At 73.1% G+C, this 25,133-nt stretch carries 21 protein-coding genes and 1 pseudogene; 9 read left to right on the forward strand and 13 right to left on the reverse strand.

Translation table 11 applies throughout. The features are described 5' to 3' along the window. Positions 1-25 precede the first annotated feature (25 nt). Positions 26-490 (forward strand): hypothetical protein, encoded by a 465-nt coding sequence (locus OHA72_RS52590; protein ID WP_327003629.1) that lies wholly within the window; start codon positions 26-28, stop codon positions 488-490. Between the two features lie 47 nt (positions 491-537). Further along, positions 538-804, forward strand: a complete 267-nt coding sequence (locus OHA72_RS52595) for a transcriptional regulator (RefSeq protein WP_327011828.1) — start codon at positions 538-540, stop codon at positions 802-804. A 340-nt stretch (positions 805-1,144) separates the two neighbouring features. Here the strand turns inward: OHA72_RS52595 and OHA72_RS52600 are convergent. The 3 genes and pseudogenes from OHA72_RS52600 to OHA72_RS52610 form a co-directional block, all read right to left on the reverse strand. Beyond that, positions 1,145-1,963: pseudogene (locus tag OHA72_RS52600) on the reverse strand (tetratricopeptide repeat protein); the annotation flags it as partial. A gap of 41 nt (positions 1,964-2,004) precedes the next feature. After that, on the reverse strand, positions 2,005-3,678 hold the full coding sequence (locus OHA72_RS52605; protein ID WP_327003630.1) for a tetratricopeptide repeat-containing protein: 1,674 nt from the start codon (positions 3,676-3,678) through the stop codon (positions 2,005-2,007). A 246-nt stretch (positions 3,679-3,924) separates the two neighbouring features. Beyond that, the gene (locus tag OHA72_RS52610; protein ID WP_327003631.1) at positions 3,925-6,636 is read right to left on the reverse strand and encodes a glycoside hydrolase family 9 protein; all 2,712 of its coding nucleotides are present in this window, start codon (positions 6,634-6,636) and stop codon (positions 3,925-3,927) included. 147 nt (positions 6,637-6,783) lie between these two features. Between OHA72_RS52610 and OHA72_RS52615 the strand changes: the two genes are divergently transcribed. From OHA72_RS52615 to OHA72_RS52630, 4 genes are all read left to right on the forward strand, one after another. Continuing rightward, entirely contained in the window at positions 6,784-7,884 is a 1,101-nt protein-coding gene (locus tag OHA72_RS52615) for an endonuclease/exonuclease/phosphatase family protein (protein WP_327003632.1), read from the forward strand. Positions 7,885-8,103: 219 nt separating this feature from the next. Next, complete coding sequence (locus OHA72_RS52620) at positions 8,104-9,060, forward strand: hypothetical protein (protein ID WP_327003633.1); 957 nt, start codon at positions 8,104-8,106, stop codon at positions 9,058-9,060. Further along, positions 9,057-9,551, forward strand: coding sequence for a hypothetical protein (locus OHA72_RS52625; protein WP_327003634.1), 495 nt, complete (start codon positions 9,057-9,059; stop codon positions 9,549-9,551). Before OHA72_RS52620 ends, OHA72_RS52625 begins: the two co-directional genes overlap by 4 nt. Then, complete coding sequence (locus OHA72_RS52630) at positions 9,548-11,488, forward strand: DNA recombination protein RecN (protein ID WP_327003635.1); 1,941 nt, start codon at positions 9,548-9,550, stop codon at positions 11,486-11,488. Before OHA72_RS52625 ends, OHA72_RS52630 begins: the two co-directional genes overlap by 4 nt. Positions 11,489-11,544: 56 nt before the next feature. Here the strand turns inward: OHA72_RS52630 and OHA72_RS52635 are convergent, their stop codons facing one another. Beyond that, positions 11,545-12,924 (reverse strand): glycerophosphodiester phosphodiesterase family protein, encoded by a 1,380-nt coding sequence (locus OHA72_RS52635; RefSeq protein WP_327003637.1) that lies wholly within the window; start codon positions 12,922-12,924, stop codon positions 11,545-11,547. Positions 12,925-12,998: 74 nt separating this feature from the next. Between OHA72_RS52635 and OHA72_RS52640 the strand changes: the two genes are divergently transcribed. Then, complete coding sequence (locus OHA72_RS52640) at positions 12,999-13,166, forward strand: hypothetical protein (protein ID WP_327003638.1); 168 nt, start codon at positions 12,999-13,001, stop codon at positions 13,164-13,166. On the opposite strand, the gene OHA72_RS52645 is transcribed toward OHA72_RS52640, so the two are convergent. The 4 genes from OHA72_RS52645 to OHA72_RS52660 form a co-directional block, all read right to left on the reverse strand. Then, entirely contained in the window at positions 13,156-13,629 is a 474-nt protein-coding gene (locus tag OHA72_RS52645; protein WP_327003639.1) for a TIGR00725 family protein, read from the reverse strand. The genes OHA72_RS52640 and OHA72_RS52645 overlap by 11 nt on opposite strands. Positions 13,630-14,040: 411 nt before the next feature. Continuing rightward, positions 14,041-14,901 carry a DUF1996 domain-containing protein gene (locus OHA72_RS52650; protein WP_327003640.1) on the reverse strand — a complete coding sequence of 287 codons (861 nt, stop codon included), beginning with the start codon at positions 14,899-14,901 and terminating at the stop codon, positions 14,041-14,043. Positions 14,902-15,042: 141 nt separating this feature from the next. Beyond that, positions 15,043-16,260: a ricin-type beta-trefoil lectin domain protein gene (locus OHA72_RS52655; protein ID WP_327003641.1), complete on the reverse strand. Its 1,218-nt coding sequence runs from the start codon at positions 16,258-16,260 to the stop codon at positions 15,043-15,045. Between the two features lie 189 nt (positions 16,261-16,449). After that, a complete protein-coding gene (locus OHA72_RS52660; protein ID WP_327003642.1) occupies positions 16,450-16,995 on the reverse strand; it encodes an AAA family ATPase in 546 nt (181 codons plus the stop codon). Positions 16,996-17,328: 333 nt separating this feature from the next. Between OHA72_RS52660 and OHA72_RS52665 the strand changes: the two genes are divergently transcribed. After that, positions 17,329-18,459 carry a lysylphosphatidylglycerol synthase domain-containing protein gene (locus OHA72_RS52665; protein ID WP_327003643.1) on the forward strand — a complete coding sequence of 377 codons (1,131 nt, stop codon included), beginning with the start codon at positions 17,329-17,331 and terminating at the stop codon, positions 18,457-18,459. 101 nt (positions 18,460-18,560) lie between these two features. Continuing rightward, positions 18,561-21,164 (forward strand): rifamycin-inactivating phosphotransferase, encoded by a 2,604-nt coding sequence (gene rph, locus OHA72_RS52670; protein ID WP_327003644.1) that lies wholly within the window; start codon positions 18,561-18,563, stop codon positions 21,162-21,164. Between the two features lie 21 nt (positions 21,165-21,185). Here the strand turns inward: rph and OHA72_RS52675 are convergent, their stop codons facing one another. From OHA72_RS52675 to OHA72_RS52695, 5 genes are all read right to left on the reverse strand, one after another. Continuing rightward, positions 21,186-21,860: an RraA family protein gene (locus tag OHA72_RS52675; RefSeq protein WP_327003645.1), complete on the reverse strand. Its 675-nt coding sequence runs from the start codon at positions 21,858-21,860 to the stop codon at positions 21,186-21,188. Positions 21,861-21,940: 80 nt separating this feature from the next. Next, complete coding sequence (locus OHA72_RS52680; protein ID WP_327003647.1) at positions 21,941-22,603, reverse strand: HAD family hydrolase; 663 nt, start codon at positions 22,601-22,603, stop codon at positions 21,941-21,943. 27 nt (positions 22,604-22,630) lie between these two features. Further along, a complete protein-coding gene (locus OHA72_RS52685; RefSeq protein ID WP_327003648.1) occupies positions 22,631-23,665 on the reverse strand; it encodes a hypothetical protein in 1,035 nt (344 codons plus the stop codon). Positions 23,666-23,710: 45 nt separating this feature from the next. After that, positions 23,711-24,364 carry a hypothetical protein gene (locus tag OHA72_RS52690; RefSeq protein ID WP_327003649.1) on the reverse strand — a complete coding sequence of 218 codons (654 nt, stop codon included), beginning with the start codon at positions 24,362-24,364 and terminating at the stop codon, positions 23,711-23,713. A gap of 9 nt (positions 24,365-24,373) precedes the next feature. Continuing rightward, on the reverse strand, positions 24,374-25,123 hold the full coding sequence (locus tag OHA72_RS52695; protein ID WP_327003650.1) for a MerR family transcriptional regulator: 750 nt from the start codon (positions 25,121-25,123) through the stop codon (positions 24,374-24,376). Positions 25,124-25,133 lie beyond the last annotated feature (10 nt).

The raw sequence follows: 25,133 nt of genomic DNA on the forward strand, positions 1-25,133 counted from the left end.
AAAGTGATCGCGTATGGTTTCCAGTATGGAAAGTGATGAGGTCCGGGAGCAGCTGGCGCTCGTGCAGCGGGCGGAGGCCGCGCCGTACATCGACTATCCGCGCACTCCCTGGTGGTACTCCCCCGCGGTCGGCACGTGGGTCGCCGCCATGATCGGCGCGTTCACCTGGTGGCGGTCGGACGCCGTCCTGTTCACCGGGTCCCTCGGCGCGCTGATCGTGCTGGAGCTGCTGTTCCTGACCTGGATGCGACGCCGGCACGGCGCGCTGCCGGTGCCGGGGCGCGGCACGCCGCCGCGGGAGATCGCGGCCGCCTGGCGCGGCTACGCGATCGCGCTGCCGGTCGTCGCCGTCGCCGTCGCGCTCACCTGGTGGCTGGCCGGCGTGCCCGTCGCCGCGGGGGTCGCGTTCGTGCTCGTCACCGCCGGGCTCGCCGTCTACGAGCGCCGATACGCGGCCGCCGCGGCGAAGGTCAGGTCGCGGCTCGCATGATCGACGGCATCGACCCCGTCATCCACGTGCCGAAGCGGCTCGCGGCGATGGCGATCCTGGCCAACGCCCCCGCCGCGTCGTTCCGGTTCCTCCGCGACCACCTGCAGATCAGCGAGTCGGACCTGTCGAAGCAGATGTCGACCCTGGAGAGCGCCGGCTACGTGCGCTCCACGAAGGACGGGCACGGGCGCGGCGGGAGCACCACGTACCGGATGACCCCCGCCGGCGAACGGGCCTACAAGGCGCACTGCGCGGCGCTGCGTGCCCTGCTCGACGGGGCGCCCGGGTCTGTGTCGCACCCGCCTGCCGGGTAGGAAGGGTCCGCGAGAGGCCGTCACAGCTGCGCGACGAGCGCCCGCAGCCGATCCGCCGCCGGCACGCCGAGCTCTTCGTACAACGCCAGCGCCTCGCGCAGGTGCGGCAGGCCGCCGGTGCCCAGGGCGAGGCCGATCCCGGTCTCGGCGTCGGCGCGCTGGTGCCGGTCGCCTGTCGCCGCGGCCACGGCGCGGGCGGCGGTGTGTGCCGCAGGGCCGCGTCCGCGTCGCCGGTCGCGCGGGCGGCGTCGCCCAGGCCGTTGAGGGCGGACGCCTCGCCGTAGCGTTCGCCGGTCGCGCGGTGGATGGCCAGGGCCTGCCGGTGCAGGCCGAGGGCCTCGGCGGGTGCGCCGCGCAGGGTGGCCGCGGTGCCGAGGTTGTTGAGCGTCCACGCCTCGCCGTCACGGTTGCCCGCCTGCCGGTACAGCTCCAGGGCCCGCCGCAGGTGCCCGTCGGCGCGGTCGTGGCCGCCGAGCCTGGCGGTGACGTCGCCGAGGTTGCAGCGGGCGGCGGCCTCGCCGATGCGGTCACCGGCGGCGAGGAACACCGCGAGCGCCTGCTCGTGCCGGCCGGCGGCGGCCCGGTACCGGCCGAGGCGCTCCTCGACGATGCCGAGTTTCGTCAGCGCGTGCGCCTCGCCGGTGCGGTCGCCGGCCAGCCGGGACAGCCGCAGCGCCTGCCGGAGCCGGTACGCGGCCGGGCGGTACCGGCCGAGGCGCTGCTCGACGTCGCCGAGCGCGGCGGAGGCGCGGGCCTGCCCGGTGCGGTCGCCGGCGCGGCGGAACAGGTGCAGCGCCTCCCGCAGATGTCCGGCGGCGGGCCCGTCGTCGCCGAGGCGCAGCCTGGTCTCGCCGAGCGCGGTGAGCGCCATCGCCTGCGCCGGCCCGTCACCGGCGTGGCAGGCGGCCCGGTGCGCCTGACCGTGGATGCTCAACGCGTCGCCGTGGTGCCCGCCGATGAGGTACCGGGCGAGCGTCGCGGACAGTTCGGCGGTGTGGGTGTGCCAGCCGTGGGTGGCGGTATAGGCGGCGACGGCGATGAGGTTGGGCCGTTCGGTGTCCAGCCAGCCGCGGGCGGCGTCGACGCCGGCGGGTGCGGCCACGGCCCGGGTCGCGATCCGCGGGCGGTGGTGGGCCTCGGCCGGCGCGAGGGCGTCCATGGCCGCGGCCGAGGCGGCGAGGTAATGGTCGAAGAGCCGGGTCAGCGCGGCCCGGCGTTCGGGCGGGGCGTCCTCGTCGCCGGCGCGCCCCGCGGCGTAGACCCGCACGAGGTCGTGCAGCGTGTACCGGCCGGGCGTCGTCTCCTGCAGCAGGTGGTCACGGCGCAACGCCCGCAGCCCTGCCCCGGCCGCGTCGAAAGCCGCCGCAGCGCCGGCACGGGCCACAGCACCCCGGCAGCAGCGTCACCGCCGGCACCGGCAGGCGTCGCGCCGGCACGGGCCACGGCATCCCCGGCAGCAGGGTCACCGCCGGCACCGGCGAGCGCCGCGCCGGCCGCGGGGCCGCCAGAGGAAAAGGCCGCCTCGACGCCGTCACCGGACAGGACCGCCCCACCGTCGTCACCGGACAGGACCGCCGCGCCGCGGTCACCGGCAAGGGCCGCCCCACCGTCGTCACCGGACAGGACCGCGGCGCCGTCGTCGCCGGCAAGGGCCGCCGCGGCGCCGTCGCCGGAAAAGGCTGCGTCGTCACCGGAGAGGGCCGCCGCGGCGGCGGTGTCGAAGTCCTGGCCGGGGTGCAGCGCCACGAGCCGGAGCAGCCGCTGCCGGTCCGCCGGCAGGTCCTGATAGGACAGTCCGAGCGCGAGTTCGACGCCGCTGTCGAGGCGCCGGTCGCGGTGCCGTTCGTCGAGCCGGTCGGCGTGGTCGGTCATCGTCCACCCCGGCTTCGCCCGGATGTGCCCACCGGCGAGCCCGAGCGCCAGCGGCAGGTGCCCGCACCGGGCGGCGACCCGGGCCGTCGCGCCGGGATCCCGGCCCGCTGGCACTCCCGGCGCCGCGGCCGTCAGGAACGCGACGGCCTCCTCCGCGCTGAACACGTCGACCGGGACGTCCGTCGCCGCGAGGCCGTGCAGCGCCCGGCGGCTCGTCACCAGCGTCACACACCCGTCGACGCCCGGCACCAGCGGCCGCGCCTGCTCCGCACCGGCCGCGTTGTCCAGCACGACCAGGCTGCGCAACCCGGTGAGGCGCTCCCGGAACGCGGCGGCACGGGCGGGCAGGTCGTGCGGGATGTGCTGCCCCGGTACGCCGAGCACCCGCAGGAACCCGTCCAGCACCGCGGCAGCGTCGGCGGGCGGCTGCCCCGGGTCCGGGTGGAAGCCGCGCAGGTTCACGAACAGCACCCGGTCGAACGCCCGGTCCGCACCGAGCAGGTGCCCCGCCTGCACCGCGAGGAGCGTCTTGCCGACCCCGGCCATCCCGGCGATCACGAACGTGCCCCCGTCGGCGGCCGCGGCCCGCAGCCGGTCGAGCACGGCGGTGCGACCAGTGAACTCCGCCAGCGGCTGCGGCAGGCTGTCCTGCACCCGGACCTGCGCGGCCGCCGCCGTCTCCCCGCCGACGACCCGCAGCGCCTGCTGCCACTGCGCGCCGTATCCGGGGTCGGGGTGCAGCGCCGCCACCACGGCCGCCACCAGGTCCGGGTTGAGGCGGCGCCGCCCGGGCCGGAAGCAGTCCGCGACGGTGGTCCGCCGGGTCAGCTCCCCCGGTGGCCGGCCCGCCGCCGTCCAGGCCGCGTTGACCCTGGCCGCGATGGTCTCGTAGGACACGTCACCGGCCCACACCTTCAGCGCGCGCAGACACCTGGCCAGGTCGTCGAGGGTGGTCGCGCGCCCGGGGTCGGGCGGCGCCGAGAACGCTGGGGTGGAGGGCATGCGTGGCTTTCCGGACGGGGGTCGGTCGGCTCCGCCAAACGTAGGCCATCGCCGCCGTCCGGATTCGTCCGGGATCCGCGCCGGGGCGGTCCCGGCGGCGCAGACTCGGTCCTCTACGGGGGCGTCCGCCGGGTGCGGCGCCGACGGGGGGTGGTGCGCCGGTCCCGGGCGCGCCACGACCGCCGCACCCTGCACCCCTGTGCACGCCGGCCGGCCGAGGGGAACGGCCGGCCGGCGTGCACGGGGTCAGGTGCAGGTGGTGCCGTTGACGGTGAACACCGCCGGGTTGGCGTTGGTCCCGGTGTACGAGCCGTTGAAGCCGAGGCTCACGGTGCCGCCGACGGGGACGGTGCCGTTCCAGGTCTCGTTGCTGACGGTCACCACCGACCCGGTCTGCGACCAGCGGCCGGACCAGCCCTGCGTGACGCGCTGGTCGCCGGGGAACGTGAACGTCAGCGTCCACGACGTCCACGCGGCCGGTCCGCTGTTGGTGATGGTGACGCTGCCGGTGAACCCGGTGCTCCAGCTGTTCGCCGAGTACGCGACCCGGCAGCCACCCGTCGGCGTCGTCGGGGTCCGTACCGTGACGGTCGCGGAGAACCCGGAGAACTGCCCGGCGGTGTCCTTGGCGCGGACCATCAGCACGTATTCGGTGTTCGGGGTCAGCCCGGTCAGGACCGTCGACGGCCCCGTGCTGCTGCCGAGGATCGACAGGGCGTCGCCCTGGATGCGGACGATCTCGTATCCGGCGATGCCGTGGTCGTCGGTGGCAGCGGGCCACGTCAGCGTCATGCCCGTCGCGGTCACCGCCGACGCGACCGGGGTCCCCGGCGCCGTCGGCAACGCGTCCGCGGGCGGGGCCGCGGTGGTGACCGTGACCGGCGCCGACGCGGCGGAGGTGAGCCCGGCACCGTTGCGGGCCGCCACCGTGAACGTGTACGCGGTGGACGGGCTCAGCCCCGTCAGCGACGCCGACGCGGTGGTGGTGGTCGCGACGACCGTCGACGTGCCACCGGACACCCGGCGCACCTCGTAACCGGTGACGCCGCTCTCCGCGTCGCTGGACGCCGCCCACGTCAGCCGCAGCCAGGTCGCGGTGACGTCGGACGCGACGGGGGTCCCCGGTGTGGTCGGCGGGGTCGTGTCCGGCGGCAGGATCGTGCCGGTGTGGTCGGCGGCCCAGCTGGCCAGGGAGGCCAGGCCCGAGTTCCAGTTGATGGCGACCTCGTTGACGGAGTACGCGCCGATGTCGTCGACGAAGCACTTCTGCGCCTTGCACCCGGCAAGCTGCGCCTGCGCGACCGGGTCCTGCAGGCCGCTGTTCGGGCCGCCGGACAGCGACCCGGGCGGCGCGGTCGGCAGCGACGCGTCGGACTGGTTGGCCCAGAACCGGTGGTGCACGTTGCGGACGGCCTTCTCGCCGTAGCCGGCGATGTAGGACTGGTTCAGCGGGTTGCGGCCCAGCAGGTAGTCCAGGGCCTGGAACGCGCCTGTGCGGTACTTGGCGAGGCCGGTGAAGTCGTGGGCGAGCCCGAGGACGGCGGCGTTGTTGGCGATCTGCCCGTCGGAGCCCCAGTTGTAGGTGGTGCCGCCGTTCGGCGCCGGGTAGCCCTGGGTCGCCATCTGGCTGAGCAGGCCGTCGGCGAAGGACGCGAACCTCGCCCGGGTCGCGGCGATGTCGGCGGCCGGCAGCCCGTTCGGGACGAGCGCGAGGGTGGTGTCGCCGAGCGCGGCGACCCAGCCCCACCAGTAGCCGCCCTGGTTGAACGCTGCGCCCTTGTACAGCGACGAGCCGGTCACGTCGGTGCGGTAGGACGCGCCGCCGGTCGTCGTGTACAGCTCCGCCGCCGCCCAGTAGAACTCGTCGGTGACGGTGGCGTCGTCGTACGCGCCGCCGCCGGTGCTGTCGGTGCCGCTGGCGAGGCGGTTCGGGTTCGCCTTCGCCGCCGCGTACGCCTTCTCGGCCGCCGTCAGCGCGCGGGCGGAGAACGCCGGGTCGATGGTGCGCCAGATCCGGGCGGCCTGCGCGGCGACGGCGGCGAGGTTGAGGGTCGCGGCGGTGCTCACCGGCGACAGCAGGCGCCGCTGCGGGTCGGCCTCCGGGCGCATCGGCAGCCCGGTCCAGTTCTCGTCGTGGATCTTGTGGTGGACCATGCCGGCGTCGGTACGCCCGTCCGGCACCTGCATCCGCAGCAGGAACTCGACCTCCCACCGCGCCTCGTCCAGGACGTCCGGGACGCCGTTGGCGCGTTCGGGGATGGCGAGGGTGCCGTCGCCGAGCGCAGCCCGGTCGCTGCCGGCGACGTTCGCGGCCCGCTCGTAGATGTTCAGCAGCTGCCACGCGGCGATACCGCCGTTGACGACGTACTTGCCGTGGTCGCCGGCGTCGTACCAGCCGCCGCGCACGTCCAGGGAGTAGCCGCAGCTCGTGCGGCACGGCACGGACGTGTCGCCCTGGTTGGGCGCGACACCCACGTGCCCGGCGGGGCGGGCGTAGCGGCTGCCGACGTACTGCGACTCGATCGCGATGCCGCTGCGCTGGTGGTAGAAGAACACCAGCGAGTCGTAGCGCAGCTGCTTGACCGGCGCGGCGGAGATGTCGAACGGGTAGCTGTCCGCGCCGCCGGCCGACAGCACGTAGCCGCTGCCCGGGGTGTCGTAGCCGGAGAAGTCCGCGACGTGCACGGCGTCGCCGGACAGCGCGTCGGCGCCCTTCACGCTCGTCTGTCCAGTTGCGACGGTCGTGCCCGCGCTGTTGCGCAACGTCCAGGTGATCGGCGCGGTGGCGGCGCTGACGACGGTCGCCTGCTTCGGCAGCCCCGGCACGTAGGCGACCTGGTTGACCTTGACCGGCGACCCCGGGTCCGGTGCGGCGGCGGCGGGCGGCGCGGACACTGCCAACCCCAGCAGCGCTCCGGCCGCGACGATCGCCACGGTACGGCGTGAGCTTCGACCCATCGGGAATCCTCCTGCGGAAAAGGTGCCGGCACTGGCGGGCGCCGGCGTGCCGGACCGTAGGCGGAGCCTCGACACGCTGTAAAGCGCACCCGGCATCGCGCGGCTTCGAACGGGCGTCGGCCATGTAACTTACGGACAGGGGGTTCGATGCGGATCGCGAGCTACAACGTCGAGAACCTGTTCAACCGGGCCAAGGCCCTCGACCAGCGCACCTGGGCGGCCGGACGGCCGATCCTGGAGGCGTTCCAGCAGGTGTGCGAGCTGCTGGAGGAGCCCGTGTACACCGACGAGGTCAAGCACGACATCCTGCGCGAGCTCGGCAGGCTGGGGCTGCGCAACGGTGACACGGCGAAGTTCGCGCGGCTGCGGCAGAACCGTGGCCGGCTGCTGGTGCGCCGGCGCACCGGCCGGGTCGAGGTCGTCGCGGGCGGGCGGGCCGACTGGATCGGCTGGGTCGAGCTGACCACCGACCGGGTCGACGAGCTGGCGCTGCTGAACACCGCGCGGGTCATCCTCGACGTCGGCGCCGACATCCTCGGCGTCGTGGAGGCCGAGAGCCGCCTGGCGTTGAAGCGGTTCGCGGACGGCGGCCTCAACGGCGTCTACGAGCACTTCATGGTCGTGGACGGCAACGACGAACGCGGCATCGACGTCGGCGTCATGTCCACTGTGGACTACCCGCCGGCCGGGCAGCGGACCCACGTCGACGACGCCGACGAGCACGGCCGGATCTTCAGCCGCGACTGCGCCGAGTACCACTTCCGGCTGCCCGGCGGGCAGATCCTCGCGGTGCTGGTCAACCACCTCAAGAGCAAGGGCTACGGCGGGAAGGTCGCCTCCGACGCGCGCCGCCGCCGGCAGGCCGCCCGGGTCGCGGACATCTACCGCGCGCAGGACACCGCGTTCGTCGCGGTCGTCGGCGACCTCAACGACACCCCGGCCAGCGAGCCCCTCGCGCCACTGCTGGTGGGCACCGACCTGCGCGACGTCAGCACCCACCCCGGTTTCGAGGACGGCGGCCGCCCGGGCACGTACGGGTACTGCACGGCCCCGAACAAGCTGGACTACGTGCTGCTGTCCCCCGCGCTGTTCGCCGCGACGACCGGCGGCGGCATCCTGCGCAAGGGTGTGTGGGGCGGCCGGCGCGGAGCCCTGTGGCCGATCTACGAGACGATGACGAAGCCGGTGCACGCGGGCTCCGACCACGCCGCCATCTACGCCGACATCGACCTGACCCGGCTCCGCTGACCCACCGTGGCGGCGCGGGCCTACCCTCGGCGCATGCCGACACGCGGCCGGTCCGGGTCCTCGGGGCGTGGCCGCGTCACCTGTTCGGGCGACCAACATCCGGTGAAAAGTCTGGGAAAAGCGCGCTCTTGGTAGCGGATCTATAGCGGTCCGTGACAACCTGGAAGTCGCGAAGATCAATGGGGGTCGGACGCTGCGGCGCGAGCGGGAGGAGGGGCGATGACCGCGACTGCGGCCGCGATGAGCCTTGCCTCCGGTGAGCCCCCGATCAACTTCGCGGCGCATCAGGTGCGGGCCGGCAACATCGCCGGCGCGCGCGACGACTTCGAGCAGATGCTGGCGATGCTGCTCGCGGCGATCTACCCGGGCGCGCGGGCGGTCACCGCCAACCCCGGCGACTGGGGCATCGACATCCTGCTCGGCGAGCTGTCCGGACTCGTCGTCATCTGGCAGTCGAAGTACTTCTGGCCCGTGGTCGGCCGTGCGCAGCAGGGGCAGATCCGCGAGTCGTTCGACTCCGCGCTCGCCGCGGCGGCCCGCAACGGCTACCGGCTGAGCCAGTGGGTGCTGTGCGTCCCGGCGAGCATGGACCCGCAGACCGCGCAGTGGTGGGACAACTGGCGGGCGCGGCGGCAGCGGGAGAGCGGCGTCGCGATCGAGCTCTGGCACGAGAACGTGCTGCGCAACCATCTGATCCGGCCGGACTGCGCGCACGTGCGGCGGCACTTCTACGACCCGTACGTGCCGGTGCAGGCGCAGCGGACGCCGGTGCGGGACCTCGCCGCGGACGACGCGGCCGCGCTGGACGAGGCGCTGTTCGTGCGGCAGCTGCGCGCGGCCGGGCACACCGAGGTCGGCGCGGCGAAGCGGGAGTACTTCAACGCCGAGCTCCTCGCCCGGGAGGTCCTCGACAAGCGGGTGCCCGCCGAGATCATCGCCCTCGGCGAGGCCGACGGGGTCGTGCACGGCATCTGGGAGGCGCGCTTCAACGCCATGACCGCGACCGTCGACCCGCGGCTGCCCGGGCTGCACGCCGACGTGATGCGCGAGATCCGGGAGTCCGGGGCATTCCCGGGGCAGCTGCGGGCCGGGCCGGTGCACCGGTGCGGGCTGATGCACCGCGTGGTGGAGGACCGCCGCGCCGGCTGGGTCAGGCACTGGCGGGAGGTCGCGTGACACCCGAGGACGTTTCGGTGTTCCGGCAGGCACGTGTCCTGCTGGTGCTGCAGTGCGCCGGTGAGCCGCTCGACGTCGAGCACCTGGGCGTGTACGACTTCCTCGCCGCGCACCCGCTGCTGCTCGCGCGGGCGGAGGACGACCCGGACCGCACCGCGCTGCGCCTGGCCGGCTTCGACGACCGGGCCGTCGCCTACGCCAGCCCCGCACAGCGGTTCGTCACCGCGCAGCTGCACCTCGCCGGCGACCTCGCCGCGCTCGTCGGTCGCGGACTCGTCCAGGTAACGGCCACCGGCCGGGTGACCTACCAGCTCACCCCGGAGGGCGCGAGCATGGCCGCTCGATTCACTGCGATGTATGCTCAGCTGTACCGCACAGCGGCGCGCATCGTCATCCGCCGCCTCCGCCGCCTGAGCACGCGGAGGTTGCGGGAAGGCCTGCGGCAGTGGCTCCTTCCGGCTCCTTCGTCCGCGCTGAAGGACCTGACATGATCGGTTTGCGAGCACACGGCATCCGGCTCAGGCGGCTGCGCCTGCACAGCGGCGACCGGACCTACGACGTGGACTTCCGCGCCCCCGACGACGCGCCGCGCCCGCTGTCCGTGCTCGCCGGCGCGTTCAGCACCGGCAAGACCACGATCCTCGAGTTCGTCGACTACTGCCTCGGCGCGTCCGACCATCCGCGGCACCCGGAGATCATGCCGAAGGTGCGGGCGGCCACGCTGGAGGTCGAGCTGTCCGGGTCGCCGTATCTCATCGAGCGGGCCGTCGGCGAGCCGTCGATGTTCGCGTACGTGCGGGCGGGGCGCCTCGACGAGCCGGGCGCCACCCCGCCGGTACGCCGGCCGCTGCGACCGGCAAGCCACCCTGAGAGCCTCTCCACGTTGCTGCTGTCGCACTGCAAGCTCGAAGGGGTCCGGCTGCGCGACACCCTCGGCCAGCAGCAGCCCGGTGGCGCGGACACGGACCCGTTGAGCTTCCGCGACCTGATGTGGCTGTGCTTCCTGCCCAACGAACGCCTCGACGACAAGGACCTGCTGTTCCGCAGCGTGCCGATGAAGCACCTGAAGCTGCGGCAGGTGGTCGACGTCGTCTTCGACGTCCACGACGACCATTCGGTGGAGATCGGCCGACGGATCCGGGCCGTGGAGTCCGAGCTGTCGGCGGCCCGGGCGGCGTACCGGGCGGCGGAGCAGATCGTCGACGAGCAGCACGTCGGCGACCGCGAGGACCTGGAGGCGTTGCACCGCACCGCGAAGGACGAGCTCGCCGCGTGCGCACAGGCCATCGCCGCGCTGGACGCGCAGGCCCGCGCCGACACCATGTTCGCCGAGGAGCTGCGCGAGCGGCACCGCGGCGCGGCCCTCGAGGCCCGCCGCACCGCGACCGAGCTGCGGGACCGGGAGACCCAGCTGCAGCGGATGCTGACCCTGCACGGCAGCTACGCCGACGACGTCGCCAAGTGGACGATGCTCGCCGAGGCCGACCACCTCTTCGAGCCGATGCGGGTGTCGGCGTGCCCGTCGTGCCTGGCGCCACTCGCCGGCGGGGAGGAGCGGTGCCCCGCCTGCCTGCTGCCGATCACCGACGGCGGCTCCGTGGACGTGACCGCCGAGCTGCGCTCCGCCAAGACCCGCCTCGCCGAGCTCAACCGGTACGTGGAGGAGCTGCAGGAGCAGCTGCCGCGGCTGCGGGACGCGGCGGAGCGTGCGCAGCAGGGCGAGGCCCGCGCCGCCGCGGAGGTCGACGAGGCGACCGCGCACACGATCACGCCGTTCCTGTCGCAGCGCGACGCCCTCGCGCGGCGGCGTGAGGAGGCCGCGGCGACGCTGCAGCGGGCGCTGAGCGGGCTGCGGCTGGTGCAGAGCCTGGAGCGGCGCGCCGCCGGCATCCTGCACCAGATGGACCAGGTCGCCGCCTACCGCGAGGAGCTCGCCGCGGCCGGCCCGCAGGCGCGCCGCGCGGACCGCACCGCCGTCGTGCGCCGGGTCAGCGAACGGTACCGGGAGATCCTGCAGGAGTGGCGGTACCCGAAGCTCGCCGACGCGTACCTCGCCGAGGACCTCACCCCGTACATGCGCGGCGAGCCCTACACGGCGGCCTCGTCCGGCGGGCGGACCCTGATCGCGCTCGCGTGGCAGCTCGCCCTGTTCGAGGTGGCGTGGGAGTCCCGGTCGTCGCATCCAGGGTTCCTGATGCTGGACAGCCCGCAGAAGAACCTGGGTGTCGCCGGTGACCTGGCGGACAGCCTCACCATCGAACGCATCTACCGGCACCTGGAGCAGTGGCTGGCCGGCCGCGGCGTCGGCGCGCAGATCGTGGTCGCCGACAACGCCCCACCGCCGGCGGCCGCCGACGACGTGGTCGTGCGGTTCTCCCGGCGGCCGGAGCAGCCGCCGTACGGCCTCATCGACGACGAGACCACCTGAGCCCTCGTCGGCGCCCGGCGGGGCGGCGATCTGTCTGCCGCCGCCCCACCGGATCGTCAGCGCAGTCCGGCCCGCCGGGCGACGGCGATGAGCCTGTCGGGGTCGTCGGAGATGATGCCGTCGACGCCGAGTGCGATGACCCGGTCCATCGTCGGCTCATCGTCCACTGTGTACGGAACGACCTTCAGCCCGTCCCTGCGGTGCAGCACGTCGACCGCGGGGCCGTGGAAGTAGGACGGGTCCTGCCGCAGGTACCGGTCCTCGGACACGACGGTGCCCTGGGCCGGGTCGTGCACCTGCCAGTTCGCCGAGACCGTCGACGCGCCGCTGGCCTTGACGAGCTTGCCGAGGTCGCGGAACCTCCACCAGTCCAGCGTGCCGGTCCAGGGGCTCTTCACCTTCGGATCGCCGTACACCGCCTGCAGCGAGCACTCGTCGGCGAGCGTCGCGCACTCCTTCGGCCCGTACTGCCAGACCAGTGCCACCGTCTCGATGCGCGGATCGAGCTTGCGGGACAGCTGGATCGTGCGCCAGTCGAACGACTGGATGGTGACCCGCCGCGCGAACCCGGCCCTGCCGACGGCGGTGACGAGCCGGATCGTGAAGGCCCGGTACGGCTCGGTGTCCGCGACCGTCGGGCTGATCTTCGTCTCGATGTTGAGCCGGATGTCGTCGCGGCCGCTGGCCTTCACGAAGGCGAACAGTTCGTCGAGGGTCGGGATGCGTTCGCCGGGCACGGACGCGTTGCCGCAGTCGACGGTCTTCACCTGGGCGAGCGTCAGGTCCTTGATGTTCCTGCCCACGTACGGGTACAGCGGGTCGCCGGGGCGTACCGGCGCGGTGTCGCGGCAGTGCCCGCCGTTGATCGCCCGGTCGTGGCTGACGACGAGGACGCCGTCCTTCGTCACGCCCGTGTCGAGCTCCAGGGTGGAGATGTCGGCGTTGCCCAGCGAGTTGCGGAACGCGGCGAGGGTGTTCTCCGGCCGGGTCGCCTTGCCGCCGCGGTGCGCCTGCACGTCGAACGGCGACTTCGTCCCGCGCGGCAGCGCGAAGCCCCGCTGCGCGGCGACGGCCCGCAGCCGGTCCGGGTAGTCGGTGATGAGCCCGTCGACGCCGTCGTCGATGAGCTTGTGCATCGTCGCCGGGTCGTCGACCGTCCACGGCACGACCTTGATGCCGTTGGCGTGCGCGTGCTGCACCATGGCCTTGGTGACGTACGGCTGGTAGCCGGTGTCGGTGACCTTGCCGTTCTGCGGGAGCCCGTGCACCGGCGAGAACGCGACCACGCCGAGCGTCTTCACCGCGGCGATCGGGTCGCCGCCGAAGTCGTCGATGTCCAGGCCGCCCAGCCACGGCGACGCGCCCGGCTGCCCGGTCTGCAGGAAGTCACGGTTGGTCAGTGCGACCAGCCCGAGCCGCGGCTCGACCTCCCGCATCCGCTTGAGCGCGCCCCAGTCGAAGCTCTGGATCGTGCGACGTCGTCCCGCTTGCCGGCAACACCCCGCACACGGTGCGCAACGAGTCCACGGCCGCCGCGGTCGCCTTCGTCGTCCACGCACCCGGCGCACCGATGGAGGGCTTCAGCCGCGCCGTCGCCGCGCTCGCCACGCCGGACATGGAGTCGGTGCTGAAGGCGGCCGCCGACAACGGCATCGAGCTGCTCGGCCCTATCGGCTGACTGCCCGCAGCACCCACGAGACGGCCGCCTCGGCGGAGTCGACCGTCGGGTAGGACGGACCGCCCGCCGGACGGGCGACCGTCCAGCTGCCGACCGCGACGAGCGGCCTGCCGATGCGCATCGCGAAGCCGATCTCGCTCAACGTCCCCCATCCGCCGCCGACGGCGATGAGCCCGTCCGCGGTCCTGGCGACGAGCCCGTTGCGCAACTCCCCCATGCCGGTCGGCAACGCGATCGTCAGGTACGGGTTGCCGTCGGCACGGTCCGATCCCGGCAGCAGCCCGACGGTGAGGCCGCCGCGCTCGTGTGCTCCCCGGCACGACGCCAGCATCACCCCGCCACGCCCGCCGGAGAGGACGACGGCGCCCGCCTCCGCCAGCAGCGCACCGACCCGCTCCGCGACCCGCTCCTGCTCCGGCGTGGCCTGCCCGGCCCCGATCACCGCGACGTACGCCCCACCCACCACCCGAACATACCGCCCGTGTCGTCACGGCGCCCCCGGTACGCCTGCCGACGCGTCGTGGCCGCGCCGGTCCGGGATACTGCGCTGATGGGGGACCGCGAGCAACCGCTGACCGGCGGCAGGATGACCCACAACATCGCCCGCCGCGGCGATCGGGTCCACCGGCCGCTGGGCTCGTGGTCCGCGGCGGTGCACGAGTACCTGCGCCACCTCGAGTCGGCCGGCCCGGCTCCGCCTGTTCGTGGACGCCTACGGGCTGCCCGACCGGCGGGCGATCCTTCCCGCCCTGCAACGGGCGAACCTGTCCGATCAGGAGCCGGTGAACTGCACTGCCACCTGGTCGGTGTCGTGCGGTCGGTCCATGAGGCCCGCCCCGAACGGGACGGGCCTCTCCTGCGGGCGCGATCCGGGTCAGGGCTTCTTCGAGTCCACGCCGAAGCCGTTGCACTGGCGGCCGCCGTTGATGCAGTACGACACCAGGTAGGCCTGGCGGGGCGCGTCCCAGCCGTTCATGAAGTCGTAGTGGAACGTGTAGCTCGCGCCCGAGGAGTACGCGAGGCCGGTGGTGTTGCCGTTGACCAGCGGGTAGGGAATCTTGATCTCGAGCATCGGCAGCGGCACCGGGTGGTCGGCCGGGCAGACGCCCTTGACCGGCCAGGCCATGTGGGACTTGTGGTCGGCGGTGTCGAGGTGGACGCCGTCCCAGCAGCTCGGGGCCTTCAGGCGGACCTCGAGCTTCGCGCCGGACGGGCAGGACGGCGGGATGTCGGCGCCCTTGTAGCCGGTGCACTGGAAGTTGCCGGTGAAGTGGGCGACGTCGGCGGTGCGGGCGTCGCCGACCAGGAGCTTGAAGCCGGCCGGGAACGGCTTGACGGTGCGGTAGTCCTTGACGCCGGACTTGTAGTAGACGGTCGACCGGGTCGGAAGGACCGGGGTGCCGTTCTGCAGCAGCGTCGGGAACCAGTAGCCGGACGCATCCTTCGTGTCCTCGCACGAGGTGGTGCCGCCGACCAGCGACTCCGGGGTGGACCCGGCGTTCGTCGACGGGTTGCCGATGAACGTGTGGTTGTGCGAGGCGCCGGCCAGGCCGGGGAAGACGATCGGGTCGTCGCCGAGCCGGTGGGTGACCGTGCAGTTCGCGTGCATCTCCTGGTACGGGGCGAAGGGCGGGTTGTCGGCTGCCACGGCGGTCGCCGTGCCGGCCGCGCCCACGGCGGCGACGGCGATCGCCAGCATGAGGACGGCGCGGGGCAGCCTGAAATTGATGCCCATGGAATCTCCTTGGCGGCGGGAAACAGGGCCAAGGCGCACGGTATGGAACATCGGCCTGGGACGGATGAGTCGGAAGTCCCAGAAGCGGCGAATCCGGGCGGGCCCCGCGTCACGGGGACGCGGGGCCCGCGGGATGACGGGTCAGACCCGGGTCCACTTCTGGTTGGACCCGCCGGTGCAGTCCCACAGTTGCAGCTGCGAACCGTTGGCGGTGCCGCGGCCGACCACGTCGACGCACTTGTTGGCGCCGATGTTGACGATGTCGCCGGCGGCGCTGACGGTGAAGCGTTGCGCGTTGCTGCCGTTGCACGTCCACAGCTGGATCGCCGTGCCGTTGGCGGTGCCGGCCGAGGCGGCGTCCATGCACTTGCCGAGCCCGCGGATGGTGCCGTCCGAGCCGATCGTCCACTGTTGCGCGCCGGAGCCGTTGCAGTCCCAGATCTGCAGCCGGGCCCCGTCCGCCGGGTTGGCGCCGGGGATGTCGATGCAGCGGTTGCTGCCGGTGCCGCGCAGGGCGTTCGTCCCGCCGGTCGGCGGCGTCGTGCCCGAGGTGCTGACGCGGACGTAGTCGATCAGGAACCGGTTGACCGACGGGGTGCTGCCGCTGGGACTGCCGGGGAAGTTCCCGCCGACGGCCAGGTTGAGGATGATGAAGAACGGGTGGTCGTAGACCCACCGGTTGCCGCGCAGGCTGGCCGGGGTGGCCCGGAAGTACTCCGAACCGTCGACCGTCCAGACGATCAGGTTCGGCGACCAGTCGATCGCGAACACGTGGAACGCGTCGCCGACCGGCTGGCCGAGGTTGCGGGTACCGCCGACCGCGTTGCCGCCGGAGTAGCCCGGGCCGTGCAGGGTGCCGTAGATCGTGTTCGGGTCGCGTCCGACGTTCTCCAGGATGTCGATCTCGCCGTCGGTGGGCCAGTTGCCGCCGCCGAGCATCCAGAACGCCGGCCAGAGCCCGGTGCCCTTCGGCACCTGCGCCCTGGCTTCGATGTGCCCGTACTGCTGGGTGAACTTCCCGGCGGTCTGGATCCGGCCGGACGTCCACTGGCACGTGCCGTACCAGCAGGTGCGGCCGCCGCTCTCCCGGCGGGCCTCGATCACCAGGTTGCCTTGGCCGTCCTGGTACACGTTGCTGGTGCCGTTGTTGTAGTACTGCAGTTCCTGGTTGCCGAAGCCACCGCCGCCGGTGTCGAAGTTCCACCGCGTGGTGTCGACGCCTTGCCTGGCCGGGCCGTTGAACTCCTCGGCCCAGACCACTGCGGCGTCCGCAGCGTCCTGGCTGGCCGTGACGACCACGCCGGCCGCGACGGCCGTTGCCGCGACCACGGCGGCGGCCAGGGTCTTGAGTTTGCGCAATTCAGGTCCTTTCTGGGCAAAAAGGACCCGCCATGGACCACGTCAGCCGAGGGGGTGGGAGTCCCGTGGCGGGCGGGAACCGCTCCTGCCGACCGGGTGGAGCCGGCAGGACGACCGATCTGTGAAGTTGCTTAACAGATCCACCGCAGGCTATGCCCCTCGGGATTTCGCGTCAATACGGGACTTGAATTAAGACCAGGATCGTATGCACCTGTCGATCAGGTCCACCCGTTCCTCGACGGTTCCGGCGGGTACGTCGACCAGTTCGAAGCCGTGGGAGCGGTACGCCTCCTCGTGGAACCGCTCGAACGCGACCGACTGCGCGAGGCTGATCCGGCGTACCGCTGTCGGGGTGATGAACCCGAGCAGGTGGACGAAGAAGATCCGGCGTTGATAGCTCGCCTCCGCGGTCACGCGGTCGATCTCCCCGGCAAGGACCGGCGTCACCGGCTGGCCGAGGTAGGCGGCCAGGGCGAGGGTGCAGATCGGCGACCGGTCGAAGACCTGGACGTCGGTTGCCGGTGGTGCGGGCTGCTCCAGGCGCTCCCGCTGCAGGAGCGTGATCGCGTCGATGAATTCCGGATCGCGCCACGCCTGGTCCCGGCCAAGGGCCTGCAGGCGGAGGTTGACGTCGGTCGCGGCCTCCTCGACCACCGCGTATCCGCGGCCCCGCAGCGCCGCCAGGATCGTCGTCTTGCCCGCGCCTGGCGCGCCGGTGATGATGTACCGCCGCATAACGGAACTCCTTCTGGGCATGGTGGAGGACCGGCGCACTCGACCGGCCGGGCCTGCAGGGTGATGGGGATTGCCGCGATGACGCAGTGGGCGGCGGGTGGACCGGCGATGCGGTCGGATGCGCTCCGGTGACGATCCGCGCGGCCGAGCCGCGCACCGGGGGGCCGTCGAATCACGGCCGAGGCGCGCCACCATCATAGGCCGCCGTCACGCCGCTCGCGCACCCCGCGGACCGGAAAGCACCCCAGGGCAATGTCTTGCGGCAGCGGCCCTGATATCGACGCGACTCGTCGCGTTCAGGCGGTCCTCATCTCGTTGCCGCACTGTACGCGCATGAGCACTGCCCTGATCCGGGTGACCGTCGCGACGCGGACGCGGACCTGGCCGCGGTGGGTGGGTTTCGCACTCACGCTGGCGGCGGTGACTGCGGCGTTCGTCCTGCTGCGCCGGTCCCTGCCCGACGCCGGCACCGTCCTGCGGTCGCTGGTCGACGCCCAGTGGTGGTGGCTGACCGCGGCGGCGCTCGTGCAGGCCGGGTCCGTGCTCATGTACGCCGTGCAGCAGCGCCGCCTCCTGGCCGCCTATGGCGGCGCGATGTCCAACGTCAGGGCGGTCGGCGTGTCACTGGCCCGCACGGCACTGTCCACCGCGATGCCGGCCGGTGGCCCGGTGTCGACCGCGTTCGCCGTCCGGCAGTTCTGCGCGCACGGCCTCACCAGCGCGCACGCCCTCGCCACCACGGCCCTGGCCAGCATGCAGGCGAGCGCGGCCATCGTGCTGGTGTACCTCACCTGGTACCTCAGCGGCCTGAGCACCGCCGGGCTGCTGAGCACCGCCGCCGTTGCGGCCCTGCTGTGGCCCGCCGCCGTCCTGGCCCGGCGTCTGAAGGACCGCCTGCGACACCACCTGGTACACCACCCGGTGCACCGTCTGGCGCACCGCCTGGCCGGGCAGAGCGCGGCCCAGCGCGCGCCGGGTGTCCCGGCGCCGCCCGACGGGCCGCTGCACCGCGGCGCCCGCGCCCTGATCCGGCTCGGCGCGGACACGTCCCGCGCCTGCTGGTCACTGCCGGGCAGGTACTGGCTCACGGCCGGCGGCGCGGCCGTCGCGCGGCGGCTGTTCGACCTGGCCTGCTTCGTCGCGGCAGCGCACGCATTCCGCCTCGACACCGCCACCACGGCCCTCGTCGGCGCGTACCTCACCGGCCAGCTGGTCCGGCAGATCCCGCTCGTCGCCGGTGGTGCCGGGCTCGTCGAGGCCGGCCTCCTGGCCTCGCTGATCGCCTCCGGCGCCGACCCGGCGGCAGCCACGGCCGCCGTCCTGACCTACCGGCTGCTGTCCTGCTGGTTGATCGCGCTCGCGGGGCTGCCCATCGTGATCGGTCTGGGCGCCGCCAAGCGGCCCGCGTCGGATGACAAAAGTCAAGGCAGGGACATCTCGCTCCCTGCCACTTCTAACGTATAGCGCACCGGGGGGCTTGCGGCAAGACCGGGGTGGTGCCGCAGAATCGGCGGCCGGACACGGCACCGACGAGGAACTGGGGGCGCGACGTGGGTGTGTTGCCGATGATCGAGCGGTACGTGCTGGACTTGCAAGAGGTCGACCAGACGCAGATTGCGGTCGTCGGCGGCAAGGCCGCGCACCTGGGCGAGCTGTCACGCATCGACGGCGTCCGCGTACCGGCCGGATTCTGCGTGACAACGGCCGCCTTCCGGACCATCATGGCCGAGGTGCCGGCGATCGACGACCGGTTGTCCCGCCTGCATCCGGATGACCGGGAGGCGATCCGCACGCTCAGCGCGGAGATCCGCCGGAGCATCGAGGCGGTCGCCGTCCCGGACGACCTGGCGGCGGCGATCACCGGCGCGCTGAGCCGCCTCAGCGAGGACGGTGGCGCCGGGCACGGTGCCTTCGCCGTGCGGTCCAGCGCGACGGCGGAGGACCTGCCGACGGCGTCGTTCGCCGGCCAGCAGGACACGTATCTGAACATCATCGGCCCGGCGGCGATCCTCCGGCACGTCAGCCGGTGCTGGGCGTCGCTGTTCACCGAGCGGGCCGTGACCTACCGCCTGCGCAACGGCATCGACCACCGTGCGGTCCACATGGCCGTGGTCGTGCAGCGGATGGTCTTCCCGGACGCGGCCGGCATCCTGTTCACCGCCGACCCGGTCACGGGCAACCGCAAGGTCGCCACCGTGGACGCCGGCTTCGGCCTCGGCGAGGCCCTGGTCTCCGGCCTGGTGAACCCCGACGTCTACCAGGTGCGCGACGGCGAGGTCATCACCAGGGCGGTCGGCGCCAAACACCTCGCGATCCGCGCCCTGCCGGCCGGCGGTACGCAGGAGGTGGCGCTCGACCCGCAGCAACAGCGGCAGCCCTCGCTGACGGATGCGCAGGCCGTGCGGCTCGTCCAGCTGGGGCGGCGGATCGAGGCACACTTCGGCCGCCCGCAGGACATCGAGTGGTGCCTGGCCGGCGGCGACTTCCAGATCGTGCAGAGCCGGCCGATCACCACGCTGTTCCCCATCCCCGCAGCCCGCGACCAGGACAACCACGTCTACCTCTCCGTCGGTCACCAGCAGATGATGACCGACCCCATGAAGCCGCTGGGCCTGTCCATGTGGCAGCTGACCGCGATGGCGCCGATGTACGAGGCCGGTGGGAGGCTGTTCGTCGACGCCACCCGGTTCCTGGCCTCACCCGCGAGCCGCGCCGGTTTCCTGGACATCGCGGGCAGGTCCGACCCGCTGATCAGGGACGCGCTGGAGACCCTCCTGGACCGTGACGGCTTCGTCCCGGCGCTACCGGACGCCGGTCCCGGCGGGCCGCCGGTCAGGGGCGCGTCCGCGGCGCTCGAGACCGATCCGGCCGTCGTCACCGAGCTGATCGGGCGCAGCGAGGCGTCCCTCGCCGCCCTGCGGCGCGACATCGCGGCGGTGAGCGGGCCGGCGCTGTTCGACTTCCTGCTGGAGGCCGTCCAGGAGCACAAGCGGGTCCTCAGCGACCCGTTGAGCATGCAGGCGATCATGGCCGGGATGGAGGCCACCTGGTGGCTCAACGACCAGCTGCAGGAGTGGCTGGGCGAGAAGAACGCGGCCGACACCCTCACGCTGTCCGCGCCCGGCAACGTCACGTCGGAGATGGGGCTGGCGCTGCTCGACGTCGCCGACGCGATCCGCCCGCATCCGGAGGTGGTGGCGTACCTGCAGGGCGTCGACGACGACGGCTTCCTGGACGAGCTGCCGAAGCTCGCGGGCGGGACCGAGGCGCGTGACGCCATCGAGGTCTACCTCGACCGGTACGGCATGCGCTGCGTCGGCGAGATCGACATCACGAGGCCACGCTGGCGCGAACGCCCCACCACGCTGGTGCCCCTGATCCTCGACAACATCAAGCTCTTCGAGCCGGGCGCCGCCGCGCGGCGCTTCGAGCACGGACGGCAGCAGGCGCAGCAGGCGGAGCACGACGTGCTGGCACGCCTGCGGGCCCTGCCGGACGGGGAGCAGAAGGCCGACGAGACCAGGCGGATGATCGAGCGGGTCCGGACCTTCATCGGCTACCGGGAGTACCCGAAGTACGGCATCATCAGCCGCTACTGGATCTACAAGCAGGCCCTGATGGCGGAGGCCGAGCGCCTCGCGCGGGCCGGCGTGATCGCCGAGCAGGAGGACGTCTTCTTCCTCACGTTCCAGGAGTTCCACGACGCGGTGCGCACCGGCCGCGTGGACGACCGGCTCATCCGGCAGCGCAGGGACGCGTTCCGGTCGTACCAGGTGCTCACGCCACCGCGGGTCCTCACGTCTGACGGCGAGGCCCTCACCGGCGCGTACCGGCGCGACGGCGTGCCGGACGGCGCCCTGGCCGGCATCCCGGTCTCCGCCGGGACCGTCGAGGGCAGGGCCCGCGTCATCCTGGACATGGCCCAGGCCGACCTCGAAGCGGGCGACATCCTCGTCACGGCGCACACCGACCCCAGCTGGTCGCCGCTGTTCGTCGCGATCACGGGCCTGGTGACGGAGGTGGGCGGCCCGATGACCCACGGCGCCGTGATCGCCCGCGAGTACGGCCTGCCGGCCGTCGTGGGCGTGGAGCAGGCCACCCGGCTGATCCGGGACGGGCAGCGGATCCGTGTGCACGGAACGGACGGCTACGTCGAGATCCTGCCGTGAAGGGCCGCGGCCCCGGTCCGGTCAGATGGTGAACCGCAGCCGTGACGGTTCGCCGCGGGCCAGCCGGTCGGCGTGTGCCGTCACGTTCAGGCAGTCGCCGAGGGTCGCGCCGGCGGCCAGCCGTTCGACGACCCGCGTCTCGGCCGCCATCACCTCGGCGGCGGCGGTCAGCTGGGCGACGGCACGGTCCGGGTCGAGCACCACGATGCCGTCGTGGTCGGCGATGACGATGTCGCCCTGATGGACGGGCACGCCGCCGCAGCTGATCGTCTCGCCCGGCGTCGCCAGGCGCGTCGTGGTGCCGGCCTTCGGGGACACGTGCCGGCTGTACACCGGCAGGCGGCAGGTGGCGATGAACCGCAGGTCCCGGTACCCGCCGTCGACGATGATCCCGGCCAGTCCCCTGGCCATCGCCGCCCGGGCGATCAGCTCGCCGGCCAGCGCGGTCTCCCGGCCGCCGCCGTCGACCACCAGGACGTCGCCGGCCTCGGCCCGCTCCATCGCCTGGACCACGCCGAAGAAGTCGTCGCGGCAGCGCACGGTCAGCGCCGGCCCGCACAGCACCGGGTCGGCCGACCGGCACCGCAGGGCCGGCGACACGACGCGGATGTCCGCGGCCGCGTCGCACAGCGCGGTGGTGTCGACCTCGGCAGCGAGCCGCCGGATCGTGGCCAGGTCAGCAGGTGGACGCTCCATGCCCGTGACGCTACCCGGACCACCCGCCACGGCAGAGCGCCGTCCTGCGGCGTGCCGTGCCGGCGCCGGCTCATCGCCGGTCAGCGACCGTCCACTGCGGTCAGGACCGCGTCGAGGGGCAGGTCCGCGGCGCTGGGCAGGAGCAGGTCCGCGGCCGTGAAGCGGGCGTGGTCCGCGTGCGGGTTCGGCACCGCCACGCAGCGCAGCCCGGCCGCGTGCGCCGCCGCCACGCCGTGCACGGTGTCCTCGAACGCGACCGCGTCCTGCGCCGGCAGCCCGAGGCGGTGCAGCGCGAGCAGGTACACGGCCGGATCGGGCTTGTGCACGGCCACCTCCTCGCCGGTCGCCAGCACCTCGAAGCGCGCCCGGAGCCCGGCCCGGTCCAGCATCGCGCCCACGTGCGTGATCGCGGAGCTGCTCGCCACCGCCAGCCGCAGCCCCAGCTCCCCGGCCCGGTCCAGCCAGTCGACGATGCCGGGCGCCGGCTCCAGCGCCGCATTCAGCGTCAGCCGGTGGGCCATCCGCAGCTCATGACTGGACCCGCGGTCGAACGAGGGTCCGACCGCCGCGGCGAGCGCCGCGTACCGCGGCTCGTTCGCGTCGCCGCCGTGGTCGGCGAAGAAGCCGGTCGGGTCGAGCTCCAGGCCGTGCCGGCGCCACTCCCAGCGCCAGCTCTCCAGCAGCGTGGTCTCCGTGTCCATCATCAGGCCGTCGAAGTCGAAGATCAGCGCCTTGATCGTCACAGCGGCAGTATCGCCTCCCGTGCCGGCTCAGTTCCAGTTCGAGGCGGTGCACGACGTGACGCGGCAGTCCTCGCAGATGTACAGGCTGCGGAACCCGTCGCCGTGGCCCCGGATGTGGTTCGTCACCGTGGCGACGTGGAACATCAGCCGGTCGCAGGAGCGGCACGACGGGTTCGAGTACACGCCGATCGGTGGCCCGCCCACCATGCCGTAGACGTCCGGCGTGGACAGGATGTGGCCGTTGCAGTAGACCAGCGTGTCGTCGAACGGCCGGAGCACGACCATGCCACGGCCGTCCGGCTCGTCGTTGTCGCGCTCGGAGTCCTCCGGCGGCCCCTCGGCTTCGACGCTCTCGTCATACCAGCGGCCGTCGTCGCCGACCGTGCCCGCGACCGCCCACCCGTCGTCCGTCTCGACCAGGTGCAGGCGTTCGGCGGGCCACGCGGGCACGCCGGGCAGCGCGGCGGCGCGCAGCGACAGGAAGTGCCAGTCGACCGGGGTGGCCTCCGGGCGGCGCACGACGCGGTCCAGCGGCAGACCGACGGGATGATCGGCCCCGAGCAGCTCCGCCAGGTCGGCCACCGGACGGCGCTGCAGGGCCAGCCGGTGCGACGAGAACCGCTGCCGCAGCGGGCCGCTCGGCGGCGTCCAGAACCCGGCGTTCTCCAGCTCGTCCGCGCCGCCGTGGCTCCGGACCACGTCGGCGGCCACGGTCAGCGCAGGCTCGGTCCCGATCGCGGCGAGCACGTCCAGATGCCATGGCGAGCGTTGGCGGCGCAGCTCGCGCTCCAGATGCTCCACGCAGCTGTCCGGCGCCCCGTGCAACAGGGCGCAGAGCGTGTCGAACGTGACCTGGAAGCCGCCGAGCAGCTCCACGACGACCCGCTCCTGGTGCGGGCGGAACCACTCCACGTGGACCCCCGCCACGTAGGCGAAGTGGTCGCAGAGCGAGTTGCGCAGCCGGTCGTCGGTGGCGGCCGGCCCCAGCAGATCGACCAGCGCGGCGACGTCCCCCGGGCTGTCGACGGGCAACGCGGGACCACGGACGGATTCGAACGGCATGCCCGGACCGTACGGTACGCCGCGTGCACCTGGCGTGCAGCGCGGTCAGTAGCGCCTGGCGTACACGGTGTCGTCGGAGCCGACCATGAACCGGATCCGGATGATGTTGCGGCCGGGTGGGTAGCCGTAGCAGATCGGCGGCAGCGGGCCGTCCTGGACGAACACCGCGCGGTCCTCGAGGCGTTCGCAGCGCAGGCCGGTGTGGTCGGCGAAGTCGCGGAACAGCGCCGTGAGCACCCCGTCCCGCGTATACACGAGCTTGCGGCCGCGCACCCGCAGCATCGACTCGTCGTAGGGGCTGCCCGGGTTCAGGCCGACGAGGTCGTAGACCCCGGTGTACACGTCGACCTCGGTGATCAGACTGTCGTAGTCGACGACGCAGCGCCGCCAGCCGTCCTTCGGCGGGTCCGGGCAGTTGCCGAACGTCGACTGCGGCACCCCGGCGACGTTCAGGACGAACTTCTCCGCCCGGGACCGCGCCAGGTCCGCCACGGTGCCGTCGAGGACCGCCGCCCGCTCGATGCGGACCGTCGCGACGGCGGGCGCGGTCACCGGCTCGCCGCGGCTCTGCCAGTCCGTGTGCTCGTCCAGGAAGATCCAGGCGGCCGCGGCGGTGAGCGCCGCGAGCACCAGTGCGACGGTGGCGACCGTGCTCCAGGCAGCCAGCTTCGAACCACGGTCGCGCCCCGATCGACCCATTCACATACTTTACCTGTCAGCGGTCGCCGGACGAGCAAGTTCGGCCAGTCGGGTCCACGCCGGCGACGACGCACCGACCGAGGCGGCGGCCAGCTGGCTGATGGCCGGGTCGACGTCACCGGCGGATTCGGTTGCCTGATACCGCATCGTGTACCAGCGGCGCGCCCGCGCGGCGAGCGCCGGCAGACCCGGGTCGTCGGGCGGGAGGTCGAACGCCGCGTCGTAGGCGAGGTAGATGGCCTGGAACTCGGGGTCGTCGAGGGCGTCGAGCTTGTCGGCGATCCAGCCGTCGGCGTCCTTCGGCGACACCGCGTGCAGCAGCAGCCAGAGGTCACGCTCCAGATGCACCGTGCGTTCGCTGATGCCCAGGCCCTGCAACCGTTCCAGGTACGTGGCGACCTCCGCGGCGACGAAGAGCCGGTCGCCGTTGCGCAGCTGCGCGATGCGGTCCCGGCTCCGGCGGATCTTCTCCGCCTGCCGGCGCAGGTCCCGGTCGATCTCGGCGATCGCGGCGGCGAACTCCTCGGCGCCCGCGGTGAGCAGTTCCTTGACGCGGGCGAGCGGAACACCCGCGTCCGCAAGGGTTTTGACCTTCACGAGCTGGATCGCGTGGCGGGCGTTGTACCTGCGGTACCCCGACGCGTCGCGCGGCGGCTCGGGAAGCAGGCCACGAGCGTGGTAGTGGCGCACGGCCTTGATGGTCACGCCCGCGTAGTCCGCGAGCTGGCCGATGGTGAGCAGGTGCCGCTCGTCGCTCATGGCCCGCATC

The sequence above is a fragment of the Dactylosporangium sp. NBC_01737 genome, from assembly GCF_035963215.1.
In the GTDB taxonomy this organism is placed as follows: domain Bacteria; phylum Actinomycetota; class Actinomycetes; order Mycobacteriales; family Micromonosporaceae; genus Dactylosporangium.

Excerpts from the sequence above, each read along its gene's own strand:
- OHA72_RS52590 (WP_327003629.1), top strand. The coding sequence starts at position 26 with ATGGAAAGTGATGAGGTCCGGGAGCAGCTGGCGCTCGTGCAGCGGGCG.
- OHA72_RS52595 (WP_327011828.1), top strand. The coding sequence starts at position 538 with ATGGCGATCCTGGCCAACGCCCCCGCCGCGTCGTTCCGGTTCCTCCGC.
- OHA72_RS52605 (WP_327003630.1), bottom strand. The coding sequence starts at position 3,678 with ATGCCCTCCACCCCAGCGTTCTCGGCGCCGCCCGACCCCGGGCGCGCG.
- OHA72_RS52610 (WP_327003631.1), bottom strand. The coding sequence starts at position 6,636 with ATGGGTCGAAGCTCACGCCGTACCGTGGCGATCGTCGCGGCCGGAGCG.
- OHA72_RS52615 (WP_327003632.1), top strand. The coding sequence starts at position 6,784 with ATGCGGATCGCGAGCTACAACGTCGAGAACCTGTTCAACCGGGCCAAG.
- OHA72_RS52620 (WP_327003633.1), top strand. The coding sequence starts at position 8,104 with ATGACCGCGACTGCGGCCGCGATGAGCCTTGCCTCCGGTGAGCCCCCG.
- OHA72_RS52630 (WP_327003635.1), top strand. The coding sequence starts at position 9,548 with ATGATCGGTTTGCGAGCACACGGCATCCGGCTCAGGCGGCTGCGCCTG.
- OHA72_RS52635 (WP_327003637.1), bottom strand. The coding sequence starts at position 12,924 with ATGCGGGAGGTCGAGCCGCGGCTCGGGCTGGTCGCACTGACCAACCGT.
- OHA72_RS52650 (WP_327003640.1), bottom strand. The coding sequence starts at position 14,901 with ATGGGCATCAATTTCAGGCTGCCCCGCGCCGTCCTCATGCTGGCGATC.
- OHA72_RS52660 (WP_327003642.1), bottom strand. The coding sequence starts at position 16,995 with ATGCGGCGGTACATCATCACCGGCGCGCCAGGCGCGGGCAAGACGACG.
- OHA72_RS52665 (WP_327003643.1), top strand. The coding sequence starts at position 17,329 with ATGAGCACTGCCCTGATCCGGGTGACCGTCGCGACGCGGACGCGGACC.
- rph (WP_327003644.1), top strand. The coding sequence starts at position 18,561 with ATGATCGAGCGGTACGTGCTGGACTTGCAAGAGGTCGACCAGACGCAG.
- OHA72_RS52675 (WP_327003645.1), bottom strand. The coding sequence starts at position 21,860 with ATGGAGCGTCCACCTGCTGACCTGGCCACGATCCGGCGGCTCGCTGCC.
- OHA72_RS52685 (WP_327003648.1), bottom strand. The coding sequence starts at position 23,665 with ATGCCGTTCGAATCCGTCCGTGGTCCCGCGTTGCCCGTCGACAGCCCG.
- OHA72_RS52690 (WP_327003649.1), bottom strand. The coding sequence starts at position 24,364 with ATGGGTCGATCGGGGCGCGACCGTGGTTCGAAGCTGGCTGCCTGGAGC.
- OHA72_RS52695 (WP_327003650.1), bottom strand. The coding sequence starts at position 25,123 with ATGAGCGACGAGCGGCACCTGCTCACCATCGGCCAGCTCGCGGACTAC.